We start from the raw sequence: 15,676 nt of genomic DNA, 5'->3' as shown, positions 1-15,676 counted from the left end.
CCGCAAACCCCCCGCCGGCCTCCCCTGGGGCATCGCGGTCCTCGCCGCCGGCCTCGCTGTGGAGGCCTACGCCGGCCGTGCCGCGACCGGCGCCGCCGTCACCATGCCCGCCGCCCTCCCCACCGGCACCGCCGGAGTCGTGGTCGGCTGGCTGCTCACCGCCCTCGGGCTGGCTCTGGCCGCCCCCGGCCTCACCCACTTCTGCGGCCGCCTCCTGCAGACCGCGCGACCGGGCGCCCTGCGCCTCCTGGCAGGCCGTGTCCTGATGGAGGAAGCCGTCCGCATCGGCCGGCCTCTCGGCATCGTCTGCGCCGTCATCTCCGCCGCGTATGCCATGGCGCCCCTCTCCGACCACGCGGCCACCCCGCCCTTCGGTCCCCTCACCACCCTCGGCGTCGCCCTGGTCACCGGCTGCACCGTGGCCACCCTCCTGACGGCCGCCGTGGAGGCCAAACACGCCCGCGCCGACACCACGGCCGCGCTGCTCCGCCTCGGCACCCCCACCGCGATGCTCCGCAGCGCGGCCGCCCTGCGCGCCGGCGTCCTGCTGGCCTTCTTCGGCCCGCTCACCCTGATCGTCGCCCAGCTGGCCGCACTGCCCCTGGCACGGTGAAGCCGTCGAGCGGGCCCAGGCCCGCCGCGCAGGCACGGCGAAAAACTCGTAGGAAAAAAGTCTCCGCCCGGCGATGAGTTCCGCCCGGCCCCCCGGTCTACCCCACCGAACAGCAGCCACCCTGATGGGAGAGACCACCATGACCGCCCCCGCGTACCAGCAGATGATCTTCCTGAACCTGCCTGTGAACGACCTCGACGCCTCGAAGAAGTTCTTCACGGAGCTCGGTTACTCGATCAACCCGCAGTTCAGCGACGCGAACGCGGCGTCCGTCGTGATCAGCGACACCATCGTCGCGATGCTGCTCACCAAGCCGTTCTACTCGACCTTCACCAAGAAGGAGATCGCGGACGCCACGACGACCAGCGAGGTGCTGATCTGTCTGAGCGCCGAGAGCCGCGAGCAGGTCGACGAGCTGGTCGAGAAGGCCGTCGCCGCGGGCGGCACGGCGTCGGACCAGGTCCAGGACCCGGGCTTCATGTACGGCCGCGCCTTCGACGACCTCGACGGCCACACCTGGGAGGTCGTGTGGATGGACCCGTCGGCCATCGAGGGCTGAGGCCCGCCGTCCCCAACAGGGTGCCTAGCATGGGCGGGTGCAGACGATGCCCGCCCATGCGGCCCACCACAACGACCGTGAGATAGAGACGCTGGAGGAGTTCGACGCCACCGTCGCGGCGCGCCGCACCCTCGCCGGATTCCGGGTCCAGGCCGTCGATCTGACGGACCGTACGCGCGAACTGCTGACCACGGACACGGCAGGCGCCGTCTTCCTCGGCTGCCCGATGCGCGAGGACGCGGCCGCGAAGATCCGCACGGACGGCGCCGTGGTCTTCCCGCCGGTCCCCGGCCTGCCCTTCGACCCGTACCGGGGCCTGGTCTACTCCCCCGACGAGCTCTTCGCGTCCCTGTCGGACGGCTACGAGGCCACGCCCGACGCCCGCGCCTACGCCTGGTTCCAGCAGACCAAGGCGGACGGCGACATCTACGCCTCCATGCTCCGCGCGGTCCACGACGACTCCCTCTCGGACGCGCTCGACGAACTCCTGTCCGGCGCCCGGGTGGTGGGCGTCATGGGCGGCCACGCGATGGGCCGCGGGACGCAGGCGTACGAGGGTGCCGCGCGGCTCGGCCGGGAGCTGGCCCGCGCCGGATTCACCGTCGCCACCGGCGGCGGACCGGGCGCGATGGAGGCGGCGAACCTCGGCGCGTACGCGGCCCCGCACGACGACGAGATGCTCGCCGACGCGCTTCGACTCCTCGCCAAGGCGCCCACGTTCACGCCCTCGATCACCGAGTGGGCCGCCGCGGCCTTCGAGGTGCGCTCCCGTTGGCCGAAGGGCGGCCGCTCCGTCGGCATCCCGACCTGGTTCTACGGCCACGAGCCGCCGAACCCGTTCGCCTCCCACCTCGCCAAGTACTTCGCCAACGCCACCCGCGAGGACGGCCTCCTGGCCCGCTCGAACGCGGGGGTCGTCTTCCTGCCGGGCGCCGCCGGCACCGTACAGGAGATCTTCGACAACGCGACGCCGAACTACTACGAGTCGCGCGGGGAGCCCACCCCCATGGTCCTGGTCGACCGCACCCACTGGACCGAGAAGCTGCCGGCCTGGCCCCTGCTGAAGTCCCTCGCCCGGGAGCGCTCGATGGAGTCCCGTATCGCCCTGGTTGACCGGATCGAGGAGGCTCCGGAGGCCTTGAAACGTCTCAGCGATTAATAAGACGGCAAAGCCAACGCCCGTGGACTGCATAGGCGTTGACACTGCTTATGCCACGCTTATAAACCTGTGAGACTCCTGGGGACGGTGATGTCACATCACCGCCTCGTTCAACCCCCCTCAGTTGTGCAACTCGTAAGGACAAACGTGTCCATAAACCGCCGTACTGTTGCGCGCTCCGTGCGCGCTCTTGGTGTTGCCTCCGCGTCGGCCGCGCTCGCGCTCGGCCTCGCGGGCAACGCACTCGCGTGCGACATCAGTGAATTCTCCGCCGAAGCCAAGTGCGACGGCGACAAGGGCGTCATCACGGTCACCGACGTCGACCCCAGCGGTGTCCCGGCGACCGTCAGCGTGTTCCTCCAGAACAACGGCGCCGACCTGAAGAAGGTCGGCGAGCAGGTGGTCAAGGGCTCGCGCGAGGGTGTCACCATCACCTTCGCCGAGAACTGGAAGCCGGACGCGGAGTACCGCGTCCACGTCAAGGCCGAGGGCTATGTCGACGAGGACATCAAGCCGAACCTGACGACCTCGTCCACGGCCTGCAAGAAGGAAGAGGAGCCGCCGGCTCCGTCGGACACCCCGACCCCGTCGGACTCCGCCTCGACCCCCGCCGAGGAGACCGACACGCCGACCCCGACGCCCTCGGAGAGCGAGAGCACCGCCCCCGCGGACACCGCGAGCAGCGCCCCGTCCCCGGCGTCCGATGACTCCAACCTCGCCGAGACCGGTGCCAACTCCAACACCGGCCTGATCGCCGGCGTCGCGGTGGCCCTGGTCGCGATCGGCGGCGGCGCGGTCTTCTTCGGCCTGCGTCGTCGTGGGGCGAGCAGCGACCGCTGACGCACCACAGCAACACCCGTTGTGGGCCCGTCCCCTTCACCGAGGGCGGGCCCTTCGCGTTGTCAGGGGCGGGCGTGTGTCAGCCGAACGTCGCCCGTTCCAGCCAGAACTCCAGCAGCTCCCGCTCCCCGAGGACCTCCAACTCGGGGCTCTCCAAAGGCAGTCGGCGATAGAAGGCGAGCAGTACGGCAGTGAGAGGCCCGCGCACCGCGACCGTCGCCTTCTCATGGCCGCGCCGCCGGACGAGCACCTCCTCGGAGAGGTCTATGACCCTCCCCCACCCTTCGGGCGGGGGGACCCCCATCTCACTTCGCTCCGCGTTCACCTCGGGGGTGTTGTCGGTGGCGTGCAGATGGATACTGCTCCCCGGCCGGCACAACTCCCTGGCCGGGTCGTCCGGCAGTGTCCGCTGGGCCCACTCGACGATCTGCAACCACTCGTCGATCGCGTCGGCGGCCACGTCCGGCGCGACCTCATGGGGCAGTCCCGCAGCAAGCGTCGCGTCCGCCCGGTGGATGGTGATCTCGTGCGTCATACGGCGGGCCCAGAACCCCGCGTTGAAGATCCCTGCCCACCCCCACACCTTCGCGTCCGGCCCGGCCTCCCGCAGCGTCCCGACGATCATCTCGCCGGTCTCCGCGAGCCAGGCGTCCAGCGCGGCGGGCTCCCCCTCGTTCTCGGGTCCGTCGGCCCCGGGCACCTGCTCCTCCGGGATCTCGTCCACGGCATGTGTGCGCACCATCAGCTCCACCCAGCGCAGGGCGCCGCCGATGTGCCGTACGAGCTGTTCCAGGGACGGCCCCTCAGTCGAGCACGACAATTTCGGTCGCGTCGAACTCCACCCCGACCGCGTCCCCGACCTCCGGCGCGTCCCGCAGCGCACACGCCGCTTCGAGGCGCGGCGCGTCCTCCGGCTGGAGGTGCACCGCGACATGTGTGCCCTTGAACGTCCGCGCGGCGACTGTGCAGCGCAGCCCCGCGTCGGCGGCCACGAGCCGCACTCCGGCCGGCCGCACGAGCAGCGTGCGCGTCCCCTGCGCGGCACCCTCGCCCACGGGCAGCTTCCCCCAGGGCGTGTCCGCTGCCTCGCCGACGACCGTGCCCCGGACCACGTTGTCGAACCCGAGGAAGCGCGCCACGAACTCGTCCACCGGACGCTGCCACACCTGAAGCGGCGTCCCGGTCTGGGCGATCCGCCCGTCCCGCATCACCACGACCCGGTCGGCCAGCGCGAAGGCCTCGCCCTGGTCGTGCGTCACGGCCAGCACGGTGGTGCCCAACCGCCCGAACAATTCCCGGAGTTCGACCACGAGCCGCTCCCGCAGCGAGCGGTCGAGCTGCCCGAGCGGCTCGTCCAGCATCAGCAGCCGCGGCCGGGGAGCGAGCGCCCGCGCCAGCGCCACCCGCTGCTGCTCCCCGCCGGACAGGGAGGCGACGGCACGGCGGGCGGCGCCCGGCAGCCCGACCAGGTCGAGCAACTCCCGCACCCGGTCGACCTGTTCGCTCTTCGAGGCACCGTGCATCCGAGTCCCGAAGGCCACGTTGCCCCCGACATCCCGCTGCGGGAACAGCTGATGGTCCTGGAACATGAGCCCGACACCCCGCTTGTGGGCGGGCACCCCCGCCTGATCCCGCCCGTCCAGCGAGACCCGCCCGGCGTCGAGTGGCTGCAGTCCCGCCACCGCCCGCAGCAGCGTCGACTTGCCGCTGCCGCTCGGCCCGAGCACGCACACGATCTCGTGCTCGGCGACATCGAGGTCGACGGCGTCCAGCGCGGCCCGCCCGTCGAACCGTACGGTCGCGCCTTCAAGACTCAGCAGACTCTGCGGACTCTGCGGACTCTGCGGGCCATGCGGGCTCTTTGCCATCTAGAACTCCCCCGTCCGATCTGTACGGAGCCGCTCCAGCACCAGCAGCGCCACCGCGCACACCACCATCAGTACCGTCGAAAGGGCCATCGCCTGACCGTAGTTGAGCTCACCGGCCCGCCCCAGCAGTCGCGCCACGGCAACCGGCAGCGTCGGATTGTCGGGCCGCGCGATGAACACGGTCGCCCCGAACTCCCCGAGCGACACCGCGAAGGCGAACCCGGCCGCGATCAGCAGCGCCCGCCGCACCATCGGCAGATCCACCTCACGCCAGACCCGCCACGGCGAAGCCCCCAGCACCGACGCCGCCTCGCGCAGCCGCTGGTCCACGGCACGCAGCACGGGCAGCATGGTCCGTACGACGAAGGGCACCCCGACCAGCGCCTGGGCCAGCGGAACGAGGATCCACGTACTGCGCAGGTCCAGCGGCGGCTCGTCCAGGGCGATCAGGAACCCGAACCCGACCGTCACCGCGGACACCCCGAGCGGCAGCATCAACAGCGCGTCGAAGCCCCGCACGAACCGGCCCGCGTCCCGTCGGGTCAGCGCGGCCGCGGCCAGTCCGCCGATCAGTACGGCGATGAGGGTGGCGACGACGGCGTACTGGAGCGAATTGCCGATCGCCTCGATCGGCGCCACGAGGAAGACGCCGCCGTCGGCGCTGGTCAGCGCCCGGTAGTAGCCGAAGTCGGGCGCGTCCAGCGAACGCTGCACCAGCACGGCCAGCGGCAGCAGCAGGAGTACGACGACGACGGCCAGGACACCGGCCAGCAGCGCCCACTGCCCCGCCCCGCGCGGCCGCCGCGCGGTCACGGACGCGTCCACCAGGCGCAGGGCGCTCTCCCGCCGCCGTACCGTCCAGGCGTGCACGGCGAGGATGGCGCCCACCGCCAGGAACTGGATGATCGTCAGGACGGCGGCCGTGGACAGGTCGAAGATCTCGGACGTCTGCCGGTAGATCTCCACTTCCAGGGTGGAGAAGGTCGGGCCGCCGAGGATCTGCACCACACCGAAGGAGGTGAAGGTGAACAGGAAGACCATGAGCGCGGCGGCGGCCACGGCCGGCGCGAGGGCCGGGAGGGTGACCCGACGCCAGGCTTTCAGCGGCGACGCCCCCAGCATCCGCGCGGCCTCCTCCTGCCGCGGGTCGAGCTGAGACCACAGCCCGCCCACGGTCCGTACGACGACGGCGTAGTTGAAGAAGACGTGCGCGAGCAGAATGGCCCACACGGTCGTGTCGAGCCGTATGCCCCACAGCTCGTCGAGAAGGCCGCCACGGCCTACGAGCGCGAGGAACGCCGTACCGACGACGACCGTCGGCAGCACGAAGGGGACGGTCACCACGGCCCGCAGGACCTGCTTGCCGGGGAAGTCGAAGCGGGCGAAGACGTAGGCGCCCGGCAGTGCGATCAGCAGGGTCAGCACGGTGGAGGCGAGCGCCTGCCAGGTCGTGAACCACAGGACGTGCCGGATGTCGGACTCTCCGAGCACCTCCCACAGCCGCCCGAACTGCCATACCCCGTCGACCTTCAGGCCGCGCACGACGATCGCGGCGACGGGGTAGGCGAAGAAGAGCCCGAAGAACGCGACGGGCACGGCGACGAGGCCGAGCCGCACCGCCGCGCTCCGCGTGGCCCGCTTCCGAGGAGCCGCTACTTCAGTACGAGCGAGGTCCACGACTTGACCCAGTCGTCACGGTTGTCGGCGATCTTCGCCGGGTCCATGATCTCGGGGTTCTTGGCCAGAGGGCCGTACTTCATGAACTCCGGCGGCACCTGGGCGGCCTCCCGCACCGGGTAGACGAACATGTTCAGCGGCATGTCGTCCTGGAACGTCTTCGTGAGCATGAAGTCGAGGAGCGCCTTGCCGCCCTCGGCGTTCGCGGCGTTGCTCAGCAGGCCCGCGTACTCGACCTGCCGGAAGCAGGTGCCGGTCGCGACGCCCGTCGGCGCGGTCGTCGGCTTCGGGTCGGCGTAGATCACCTCGGCGGGCGGCGAGGAGGCGTACGACACGACGAGCGGCCGGTCGGCCTTGGCCTTCTTGCCGCCGGCGGAGCCGGAGAACTCCTCGTTGTAGGCCTGCTCCCAGCCGTCGACGACCTTGACGCCGTTGGCCTTCAGCTTCTTCCAGTAGTCCTGCCAGCCGTCGTCGCCGTACTTGGCGGCGGTGCCGAGCAGGAAGCCGAGGCCGGGCGAGGACGTCGATGCGTTCTCGGTGACGAGGAGGTTCTTGTACTGGGGCTTGATCAGGTCGTCGAAGGAGGCGGGCGGGGTCAGCTTGTGCTCGCTGAAGTACGCCTTGTCGTAGTTGACGCAGATGTCGCCGGTGTCGATGGGCGTGACCCGGTGCTTGTCCTCGTCGGCCCGGTACTCGGGCAGGATCAGGTCAGAGCCCTTGGCCTCGTACGACTGGAACAGCTCGTTGTCGAGCGCCCGCGACAGCAGGGTGTTGTCGACGCCGAAGAAGACGTCGCCCTGCGGGTTGTCCTTGGTCAGGATCGCCTTGTTGACGGCCTGCCCGGCGTCGCCGTCCTCGAGGACCTTGACCTGGTAGCCGGACTGCTTCTCGAAGGCGGCGAGGACGCTCTTGGAGACGGCCCACGAGTCGTGGCTGACGAGCGTGACGGTCTTGGAACCGGCGCCGCTGCCGCTGCCGCCGTCACTGTCGGACGACCCGCACGCGGCCAACGCAGGCAGCGCGACGAGACCGAACCCGACGGCGACAACCGTGGCCTTCTTGGTGATGCTCACTGAATTCCTCCTGGGTTGACCAGGAAGAGACGCGGCCCTGCCCGGAACCTCCGAAAGGCTCCGGGCAGGGCGCAACAGCTCGAGTGGTGACCGATCTCCCTACCCAGAATGACCTGGGCCAGGTTCGGAGGGTCTGCGGCCGGTGCCGCACTCTCAGCGCTGTGGCGCTCCCCTGTCGGAATATGAAGATGTACGTACGGCGGTCAGACTACCGCTCGGTCGCCGCGAGCTGCCCACACGCCCCGTCGATCTCCTGACCACGGGTGTCCCGGATCGTCACCGGCACACCATGGGCGGCGATGGCTTCGACGAACGCCTTCTCGTCCTCGGGCCGGGAAGCGGTCCACTTCGAGCCGGGCGTCGGGTTCAGCGGAATCAGGTTCACATGCACCGGCTTGCCCCTGAGCAGCCGCCCGAGCCGGTCACCACGCCAGGCCTGGTCGTTGATGTCCCGGATGAGGGCGTACTCGATGGACAGCCGACGGCCCGACTTCTCGACGTACTCGAACCCGGCGTCGAGCACCTCGCGCACCTTCCACCGCGTGTTCACGGGGACGAGGGTGTCGCGCAGCTCGTCGTCGGGCGCGTGCAGCGAGATCGCGAGCCGGCACTTGAAGCCCTCGTCGGCGAACCGGTGGATGGCCGGGACGAGCCCGACCGTCGACACGGTGATCCCCCGCTGGGACAGCCCCAGCCCGTCGGGCTCGGGATCGGTGAGCCGCCGGATGGCCCCCACGACCCGGTTGTAGTTGGCGAGCGGCTCGCCCATGCCCATGAAGACGATGTTGGACAGCCGGGCCGGCCCCCCAGGCACCTCCCCATCGCGCAGCGCCCGCATTCCGTCCACGATCTGATGGACGATCTCGGCGGTGGACAGATTCCGGTCCAACCCCGCCTGTCCGGTGGCACAGAAGGGACAGTTCATCCCACACCCGGCCTGCGAGCTGATGCACATGGTCACCCGGTCCGGGTACCGCATCAGCACCGACTCGACGAGCGTCCCGTCGAACAGCCGCCACAGCGTCTTGCGCGTGTCGCCCTGGTCGGTCGACAGATGCCGTACGACGGTCATCAGTTCGGGGAACAGCTCCTCCCGCAGCTTGGCGCGCGACCCGGCGGGGATGTCGGTCCACTGCTCCGGGTCGTGCGCGTACCGCGCGAAGTAGTGCTGCGAGAGCTGCTTGGCACGAAACGGCTTCTCGCCGATCGCAGCGACGGCGTCCTTGCGCTCACCGGGCGTGAGGTCGGCAAGATGCCGCGGCGGCTTCTTGGCTCCGCGCGGGGCGACGAAAGTGAGTTCTCCGGGTGCAGGCATAACCCCTCCAGTGTCGCAGATCAACTCGTGCGCCCCAGGCCGCAGCGGGGTGGGGGCGGTCACCCGTGGGCGACCTCTGTCACCTTTGGTCGCCTCACACGGCCCAGGGACGGCCCAAGGCGCTCGGGAGTCGTGATCACTGCGACCGGCTGGATGAGCCTTCACGGCGTAGCGGCTCGCCCTTCAGGCCGAGTTCCCCCGCGATCAGGGCATGAGCGGGTACCGGGACGAGCAGCGGGCGACGCGCCGATGACGGACCTCAGAGCTGGGCGGCTTGCGGGTCAGGCCGGGAGCGATGACCGCGTCCCCGGCGGCCACCGCGCGGATACCAACGACGAGTTCGTCGGGCAGCGCGTCCTTGAGCAGGAAGCCGCCGGCTCCGGCGCGCAGGGCGGCGTAGGCGTACCGGTCGAGGTCGAAGGTGGTCAGGACCAGGGCGCGGAAGCGGCCGCCGGACTCCACGATGCGGCGGGTGGCCCCGATGCCGTCCATGCCAGGCATCCGTACGTCCATCAGCACGGCGTCGGGGCGGAGTTCGGCGGTCATACGGACCGCTTCGGCGCCGTGGGTGGCCTCGCCGACCGCGGTACCGCGGTGCCATGCGGATGTCGTACCGGGGCGTACGTCGCGCTCACGTCGCCTGGTGCGCGACCGGCGCGACCAGCGCGACCAGCGCGGCTACGGGAAGCTGCCGCCCCTGCGCCAGGCCACGGTTCTGTGGTCGACGACCACCGGATCCGTGACCGTACGGGTCGACGAGCACTCGTGTATGTCAGATCCACTGGTGTAGCCCGCTCCACCAGTACCCCGGGGGAGCGCTCCCTCGTGACGGGCGGTCGTACGACGGGATCGTTGGCGGCAACCGCAGCCCTCCGGGAAGGAACGAGAACTCGCTGGACTGTCTTGAGCAGGCGGATGTGATCGCCGGCAGCCTCAGAGGCGAGCGGGTGGACGAGATCGACCTCACGACGGACGACGACAAGGTCGGCAAGGCGGTCGACGACCTGAACCAGGCGATCGAGGACTACAACAAGGCCGTCCTGAACGGCGACACCGACCCGGACCCGCGCAGGATCGACGCCGCCGCCGAGGAGCTGAGGGACGTCTGTACGTCATGAGGCCGCGTGCGAAGGGGCCGGGATGGACTAGTCGGTCGTGCGCTCCAGCCTGTGCTTGAGGAGTTGCTCGTCGCGCGGCAGTTCCTTGCGCATCTGTGGGCGGACGACGAGGGGCACCAGGACCTTGCCGAGGCCGTGCCCTTCGAAGTCGAGCTCGATCGTCACGCGGGAGCGCCGCCCGTCGTCGAGGGGCTCGATCTCGCCGTGGGCCCGTGGCCTGACAGGGCCCTCGATCCCGTGCAGATCCCAGCTGTGCGGTGGGTCGAGCTCGGTGAACTCCACGGTCATCGGCATCTCACGGTTGCCGATGCGCCGGGTGACCCGGACCCGGGATCCGGTGTGCGTGGGGCCCTCGTCGAGCAGGTCCGCGGAGACGGCGCTCAACTGCCATTCCGGCAGGTGGGAGGGGTCCGTGACATACGCGTAGACCTCGTCCGGTGACCGGTCGATGTCGATGACTTCTCGGATGGCGGTCATGCTGACCCCCTTTGAGGTGCCATTGCGGGCGTACAGGGGAATCGTCCCACCGGGGGACCCGGGACGCCATCGCGCGCATCGCACAACAAGCCCACAACAAGCCGAAGAGCCCCCGCTCGGCAAGAGCGGGGGCTCCCAGGTCTGCCCATCGGTCAGCCGGACCCCACGAAGAGCACCATCAGCAGCCACACCACGGGCGCCGTAGGCAACAACGAGTCCAGCCGGTCCATGATCCCGCCGTGCCCCGGCAGTAGCGTGCCCATGTCCTTGATGCCCAGGTCCCGCTTGATCATCGACTCGCCGAGGTCACCGAGCGTGGCGCTGGCCGCGACCGCGAGGCCCAGCAGCAGGCCCTGCCACCAGGTGCCGTCGTCGATCAGGAACTCCATGCACAGCGCGCCCGCCACCATCGCGAAGCTCACCGCGCCGAGCAGGCCCTCGCGGGTCTTGCCGGGACTGATGCGCGGGGCGAGCTTGTGCTTGCCGAAGCGCCAGCCGACGGCGTACGCACCGGTGTCGCTGACGACGGTCAGGAGCAGGAACGTCAGAACGCGGAACGCCCCGTCCTCGGCGGTGAGCATCATCGCGACGAACGTCGCCAGGAACGGCACGTAGAGCGCCGCGAAGACACCCGCGGTGACGTCCTTGAGATAGCCCTCCGGTGGCTCCGTCATCCGCCAGACCAGCACGGCCAGCGCGGTCAGCGCCATCGACACCCAGGCACCTTCGGCGCCCCGGACGTACCCGGCGACGACCATGGCCGCACCGCCGAGCGCGAGCGGCACGAGCGGCGCCTTGATGCCCTTGCGCTCGTCGAGCCGCTTGGTCAGCTCCCACAGGCCGACGACGACAGCGACCGCGACGACGCCGACGAACACGGCCTTGACGACGAACAGCGACGCGATGATCACCGCACCGAGCCCGATACCGACCCCTATGGCCGCACTCAGGTCGCGCCCCGCGCTCTTCTTCTGCGGCTGGGGCGCCGGCTGCGGGGCGTCGGGCATGGGCTCCGGATTCTGCTGCGCCGCCTCGGAGGGCCGCGCTTGCGGCGTGTCGTAAGGCCGCGTCTGCGGCGGCCGGTCGCGGAACAAGGGGCCACTCAGCCGAGCGGCCCCCCGATCGTCATCCTGGTCTCCGCCATACGCGGGTCCGTCGGGCACGATGGGCATGGGGCGAGTCTGCTGCGCCTGAGGCGCATCGTACGCGGGACCCGCCGGGGCAGCCCCCTGGACAGGTCCACGCTCGGCGGCCCCCCAGTACCCGGCTTGCCCGGCTTGTGGCGGTGCCCCCCAGGAAGAGTCGTTCATCAGACCTCGAGCAGCTCCGCTTCCTTGTGCTTGAGGAGCTCGTCCACCTGAGCGACGTACTTGTGCGTGGTGTCGTCGAGCTCCTTCTCCGCACGGCGGCCCTCGTCCTCGCCGATCTCGCCGTCCTTGATCAGCTTGTCGATGGCGTCCTTCGCCTTGCGGCGCACGGAGCGGATGGACACGCGCGCGTCCTCGGCCTTGCCCTTGGCGACCTTGATGTAGTCGCGGCGGCGCTCCTCGGTGAGCTCGGGGAACACCACTCGAATGATGTTGCCGTCGTTGCTCGGGTTGACGCCCAGGTCGGAGTCCCGGATCGCCTGCTCGATGTTGCGCAGCGCGGTCTTGTCGAACGGGGTCACGACCGCCATGCGCGGCTCCGGCACGGAGAACGAAGCCAGCTGGTTGATCGGCGTCGGCGCACCGTAGTAGTCGGCCACGATCTTGTTGAACATCGCCGGGTGCGCACGACCGGTGCGAATCGCGGCGAAGTCCTCCTTGGCGACCACGACGGCCTTCTCCATCTTCTCCTCGGCCTCGAGGAGGGTCTCTTCGATCACCACTTGCTCCTGCGTGTCTTGAGTAAAGGCCCGGCTGCGGTTCCTGCGTGGGGGCGGCGGCCGGCTGCGTCGCGTCTTCTTCCTGCACGGTTCCCGACCGGCAGGACATTGTCCATCCCCCGGCCAGGGTCCGTCCCGTCCGTCGCCCGGACGGGCTTGCTCGGGCGTCAGCCCTGGCTGCCCTGCTCACCCACAAGCGTGCCGATCTTCTCACCCTTGACGGCGCGGGCGATATTGCCCTCCGCCAGAAGCTCGAAGACGAGGATCGGGAGCTTGTTGTCGCGGCACAGGGTGATCGCCGTGGCGTCGGCGACCTTGAGGTCGCGGGTGATGACCTCGCCGTAGCCGAGGGAGTCGAACTTGACGGCGTCCGGGTTGGCCTTCGGGTCGGAGTCGTAGACCCCGTCCACCCCGTTCTTGCCCATCAGCAGCGCCTCGGCGTCGATCTCCAGGGCGCGCTGGGCGGCGGTGGTGTCGGTGGAGAAGTACGGCATGCCCATACCGGCGCCGAAGATGACCACGCGGCCCTTCTCCAGGTGCCGTACGGCGCGCAGCGGGATGTACGGCTCGGCGACCTGGCCCATGGTGATGGCGGTCTGGACCCGGCTGTCGATGCCCTCCTTCTCCAGGAAGTCCTGGAGGGCGAGGCAGTTCATCACGGTGCCGAGCATGCCCATGTAGTCGGAGCGGGCCCGGTCCATGCCGCGCTGCTGCAGTTCGGCGCCGCGGAAGAAGTTGCCGCCGCCGATGACGACCGCGATCTGCGCCCCGTCGCGGACGACGGCGGCGATCTCGCGGGCGATCTTGTGCACCACGTCCGGGTCGACGCCGAGGCCCCCGCCGCCGGAGAAGGCCTCTCCGGAAAGCTTCAGCAGAAACCGGCCGGGTACTTTGCCGTCGTCGCTCTTCTGGGCCTTGGTGGTCATCGAGATCCCGCCTTTGTTACGTGGTGCACATACGAAGAAGGCCATTGCCGATGGGGGCGTGTTTCGCATCCCATGCGCGGCAATGGCCTCCTCGTCAGATCTGCTGTCGTCCGTCACGCGCGCGTGTGTGGTGACGGCGTCCGCGGACGGCTGCCTCCGACCCTATCGGGGTCGGGCGTCGATCGCGGTACGGACTCAGATGCCGACCTTGATGCGCGAGAAGCGCTTCAGGGTGACACCGGCCTCGTCCAGAACCTTCTGGACGGACTTCTTGTTGTCGAGCGCGTACGGCTGACCGAGCAGCGTGGCGTCCTTGAAGAAGCCGTTGAGGCGACCCTCGACGATCTTCGGCAGGGCGGCCTCGGGCTTGCCCTCGGCGCGGGTGGTCTCCTCGGCGACGCGGCGCTCGGACTCGACGACCTCGGCCGGCACGTCGTCCTTGGAGAGGTACTTCGGCGCGAAGGCGGCGATGTGCTGGGCGACGCCCTTGGCGACCTCGGCGTTCGGCTTGTCCAGCTCGACGAGGACACCGATCTGCGGGGGCAGGTCGGGCATCGTGCGGTGCATGTACGCGATCACGAAGCCGTCGGCGAACTGCGCGAAGCGGTCCAGCACGATCTTCTCGCCGAGGTTGGCGTTGGCCTCGTCCACGAACGCCTGGACGGTCTTGCCGGCCTCGATCTCGGAGGCGAGCAGGGCCTCGATGTCGGCCGGGGAGGTCTTGGCGACGTGCTCGGCGATCGCGTTCGCGACGGCCTGGAACTTCTCGCCCTTGGCGACGAAGTCCGTCTCGCACTTCAGCTCGACGAGGACACCGGAGGAGTTGTCGTCGGCGATGATCGAGACCACGGCGCCGTTCTCGGCGGAGCGGCCCTCGCGCTTGGCGACGCCCTTCTGGCCCTTGATGCGGAGCGCCTCGACGGCCTTCTCCACGTTGCCCTCGGCCTCGTCCAGCGCCTTCTTGCAGTCCATCATGCCGGCGCCGGTGAGCTCGCGGAGCTTCTTGACGTCAGCGGCGGTGTAGTTCGCCATGAGTCTGTGAATCTTTCTCGAAGTCTGGAAGATCGAAGATCTACGGGGTCTGCGGCCCCCATGAAGACGGAAGCCGCTGACCTTTCGTCGACCTACGGGTGAACGACGGGAGCGGACTTCACCGCGCCGGAGGCGCTGCTGGCTGCAGTACCGCTCCCGCCGTCAACGCTGACGGTGTCAGGCCTGCTCGCCCTCGGCGGCCGGAGCCTCAGCGGCCGGAGCCTCAGCAGCGGGAGCCTCGGCGGCGGGGGCCTCGGCGGCCGGAGCCTCAGCAGCCGGGGCCTCGGCGGCGGCCGGGGCCTCGTCGGCCTTCTTCTCACCCTCGAGCAGGTCGCGCTCCCACTCGGCGAGCGGCTCGCCCGCAGCCTTCTCACCCTTGTCACCGGTGGCGACGCGAGAGCGGGAGATGAGGCCCTCGGCGACGGCGTCGGCGATCACACGGGTGAGCAGGGTGACGGAGCGGATCGCGTCGTCGTTGCCCGGGATCTTGTAGTCGACCTCGTCGGGGTCGCAGTTGGTGTCGAGGATGGCGACGACCGGGATGTTGAGCTTCCGGGCCTCACCGACCGCGATGTGCTCCTTCTTGGTGTCCACGATCCAGACGGCGCTGGGCACCTTCTGCATCTCGCGGATACCACCGAGGGTCTTCTCCAGCTTGGCCTTCTCGCGCGAGAGCACGAGAAGCTCCTTCTTGGTCAGACCCGAAGCGGCGACGTCCTCGAAGTCGATCTGCTCGAGCTCCTTGAGGCGCTGCAGACGCTTGTAGACGGTCGAGAAGTTGGTGAGCATGCCGCCCAGCCAGCGCTGGTTGACGTAAGGCATGCCGACGCGGGTGGCCTGCTCGGCGATGGCCTCCTGCGCCTGCTTCTTCGTGCCGACGAACATGACCGTGCCGCCGTGGGCGACGGTCTCCTTGACGAACTCGTAGGCGCGGTCGATGTACGACAGCGACTGGAGCAGGTCGATGATGTAGATGCCGTTGCGCTCGGTGAAGATGAAGCGCTTCATCTTCGGGTTCCAGCGACGGGTCTGGTGACCGAAGTGGACGCCGCTTTCCAGCAGCTCCCGCATCGTGACGACGGCCATGGCCGTTCTCCTTGAGTTTCTCGGTTGTACCGCGGGTGCCGGTGGGCACTCGCGCCTGACGCCCAC

The 15,676-nt window shown here is 69.6% G+C and carries 16 protein-coding genes, 2 pseudogenes and 1 riboswitch; of the genes and pseudogenes, 6 read left to right on the top strand and 12 right to left on the bottom strand.

What is annotated here, in order from left to right; translation table 11 throughout:
* The 4 genes and pseudogenes from ADL12_RS33825 to ADL12_RS33810 all read left to right on the top strand — a co-directional run.
* Positions 1 to 613: pseudogene (locus ADL12_RS33825) on the top strand (hypothetical protein); the annotation flags it as partial.
* Between the two features lie 139 nt (positions 614 to 752).
* Positions 753 to 1,172, top strand: a complete 420-nt coding sequence (locus ADL12_RS33820; protein ID WP_062709256.1) for a VOC family protein — start codon at positions 753 to 755, stop codon at positions 1,170 to 1,172.
* Between the two features lie 37 nt (positions 1,173 to 1,209).
* Positions 1,210 to 2,331: an LOG family protein gene (locus ADL12_RS33815; protein WP_062709254.1), complete on the top strand. Its 1,122-nt coding sequence runs from the start codon at positions 1,210 to 1,212 to the stop codon at positions 2,329 to 2,331.
* 180 nt (positions 2,332 to 2,511) lie between these two features.
* Positions 2,512 to 3,171, top strand: coding sequence for an LAETG motif-containing sortase-dependent surface protein (locus ADL12_RS33810; protein ID WP_244188146.1), 660 nt, complete (start codon positions 2,512 to 2,514; stop codon positions 3,169 to 3,171).
* Between the two features lie 79 nt (positions 3,172 to 3,250).
* Here the strand turns inward: ADL12_RS33810 and ADL12_RS33805 are convergent, their stop codons facing one another.
* The 6 genes and pseudogenes from ADL12_RS33805 to ADL12_RS33780 form a co-directional block, all read right to left on the bottom strand.
* Complete coding sequence (locus tag ADL12_RS33805; RefSeq protein WP_062709248.1) at positions 3,251 to 3,991, bottom strand: maleylpyruvate isomerase N-terminal domain-containing protein; 741 nt, start codon at positions 3,989 to 3,991, stop codon at positions 3,251 to 3,253.
* Positions 3,975 to 5,039, bottom strand: coding sequence for an ABC transporter ATP-binding protein (locus ADL12_RS33800; RefSeq protein WP_062709245.1), 1,065 nt, complete (start codon positions 5,037 to 5,039; stop codon positions 3,975 to 3,977). The genes ADL12_RS33805 and ADL12_RS33800 overlap by 17 nt, the downstream gene beginning before the upstream one ends.
* Positions 5,040 to 6,716: an ABC transporter permease gene (locus tag ADL12_RS33795; RefSeq protein WP_079052419.1), complete on the bottom strand. Its 1,677-nt coding sequence runs from the start codon at positions 6,714 to 6,716 to the stop codon at positions 5,040 to 5,042.
* On the bottom strand, positions 6,692 to 7,789 hold the full coding sequence (locus tag ADL12_RS33790; RefSeq protein WP_062709239.1) for a thiamine ABC transporter substrate-binding protein: 1,098 nt from the start codon (positions 7,787 to 7,789) through the stop codon (positions 6,692 to 6,694). Before ADL12_RS33790 ends, ADL12_RS33795 begins: the two co-directional genes overlap by 25 nt.
* Positions 7,790 to 7,867: 78 nt before the next feature.
* A riboswitch (TPP riboswitch) is annotated at positions 7,868 to 7,973 on the bottom strand.
* A 24-nt stretch (positions 7,974 to 7,997) separates the two neighbouring features.
* Entirely contained in the window at positions 7,998 to 9,104 is a 1,107-nt protein-coding gene (rlmN, locus tag ADL12_RS33785; protein ID WP_062709236.1) for a dual-specificity RNA methyltransferase RlmN, read from the bottom strand.
* Positions 9,105 to 9,377: 273 nt separating this feature from the next.
* Positions 9,378 to 9,692: pseudogene (locus ADL12_RS33780) on the bottom strand (response regulator); the annotation flags it as partial.
* Positions 9,693 to 9,747: 55 nt separating this feature from the next.
* Here ADL12_RS33780 and ADL12_RS54380 point away from each other — a divergent pair.
* The gene (locus tag ADL12_RS54380) at positions 9,748 to 9,894 is read left to right on the top strand and encodes a hypothetical protein (RefSeq protein ID WP_159053366.1); all 147 of its coding nucleotides are present in this window, start codon (positions 9,748 to 9,750) and stop codon (positions 9,892 to 9,894) included.
* A gap of 127 nt (positions 9,895 to 10,021) precedes the next feature.
* Positions 10,022 to 10,222, top strand: a complete 201-nt coding sequence (locus ADL12_RS33775) for a hypothetical protein (protein WP_062709233.1) — start codon at positions 10,022 to 10,024, stop codon at positions 10,220 to 10,222.
* A 27-nt stretch (positions 10,223 to 10,249) separates the two neighbouring features.
* Here ADL12_RS33775 and ADL12_RS33770 read toward each other — a convergent pair whose 3' ends face one another.
* The 6 genes from ADL12_RS33770 to rpsB form a co-directional block, all read right to left on the bottom strand.
* On the bottom strand, positions 10,250 to 10,699 hold the full coding sequence (locus ADL12_RS33770) for an SRPBCC family protein (protein ID WP_062709230.1): 450 nt from the start codon (positions 10,697 to 10,699) through the stop codon (positions 10,250 to 10,252).
* Between the two features lie 152 nt (positions 10,700 to 10,851).
* Entirely contained in the window at positions 10,852 to 12,009 is a 1,158-nt protein-coding gene (locus ADL12_RS33765) for a phosphatidate cytidylyltransferase (RefSeq protein WP_062709227.1), read from the bottom strand.
* Positions 12,009 to 12,566 carry a ribosome recycling factor gene (frr, locus tag ADL12_RS33760; protein WP_062709224.1) on the bottom strand — a complete coding sequence of 186 codons (558 nt, stop codon included), beginning with the start codon at positions 12,564 to 12,566 and terminating at the stop codon, positions 12,009 to 12,011. The genes ADL12_RS33765 and frr overlap by 1 nt, the downstream gene beginning before the upstream one ends.
* Positions 12,567 to 12,733: 167 nt before the next feature.
* The gene (gene pyrH, locus ADL12_RS33755; protein ID WP_062709223.1) at positions 12,734 to 13,492 is read right to left on the bottom strand and encodes a UMP kinase; all 759 of its coding nucleotides are present in this window, start codon (positions 13,490 to 13,492) and stop codon (positions 12,734 to 12,736) included.
* A 195-nt stretch (positions 13,493 to 13,687) separates the two neighbouring features.
* Positions 13,688 to 14,524 carry a translation elongation factor Ts gene (tsf, locus tag ADL12_RS33750; protein ID WP_062709219.1) on the bottom strand — a complete coding sequence of 279 codons (837 nt, stop codon included), beginning with the start codon at positions 14,522 to 14,524 and terminating at the stop codon, positions 13,688 to 13,690.
* A 177-nt stretch (positions 14,525 to 14,701) separates the two neighbouring features.
* Positions 14,702 to 15,610 (bottom strand): 30S ribosomal protein S2, encoded by a 909-nt coding sequence (rpsB, locus tag ADL12_RS33745; protein WP_062709215.1) that lies wholly within the window; start codon positions 15,608 to 15,610, stop codon positions 14,702 to 14,704.
* Positions 15,611 to 15,676 lie beyond the last annotated feature (66 nt).

The organism is Streptomyces regalis (genome assembly GCF_001509475.1).
GTDB lineage: Bacteria > Actinomycetota > Actinomycetes > Streptomycetales > Streptomycetaceae > Streptomyces > Streptomyces regalis.
Note: the sequence above shows the minus strand (reverse complement) of the source record. Positions and strands in the feature narration are given on the sequence as shown.

Coding starts and splice junctions, on each gene's coding strand:
- tsf (WP_062709219.1), bottom strand. CDS start 14,524: ATGGCGAACTACACCGCCGCTGACGTCAAGAAGCTCCGCGAGCTCACC.
- ADL12_RS33765 (WP_062709227.1), bottom strand. CDS start 12,009: ATGAACGACTCTTCCTGGGGGGCACCGCCACAAGCCGGGCAAGCCGGG.
- rpsB (WP_062709215.1), bottom strand. CDS start 15,610: ATGGCCGTCGTCACGATGCGGGAGCTGCTGGAAAGCGGCGTCCACTTC.
- pyrH (WP_062709223.1), bottom strand. CDS start 13,492: ATGACCACCAAGGCCCAGAAGAGCGACGACGGCAAAGTACCCGGCCGG.
- ADL12_RS33770 (WP_062709230.1), bottom strand. CDS start 10,699: ATGACCGCCATCCGAGAAGTCATCGACATCGACCGGTCACCGGACGAG.
- ADL12_RS33800 (WP_062709245.1), bottom strand. CDS start 5,039: ATGGCAAAGAGCCCGCATGGCCCGCAGAGTCCGCAGAGTCCGCAGAGT.
- rlmN (WP_062709236.1), bottom strand. CDS start 9,104: ATGCCTGCACCCGGAGAACTCACTTTCGTCGCCCCGCGCGGAGCCAAG.
- ADL12_RS33820 (WP_062709256.1), top strand. CDS start 753: ATGACCGCCCCCGCGTACCAGCAGATGATCTTCCTGAACCTGCCTGTG.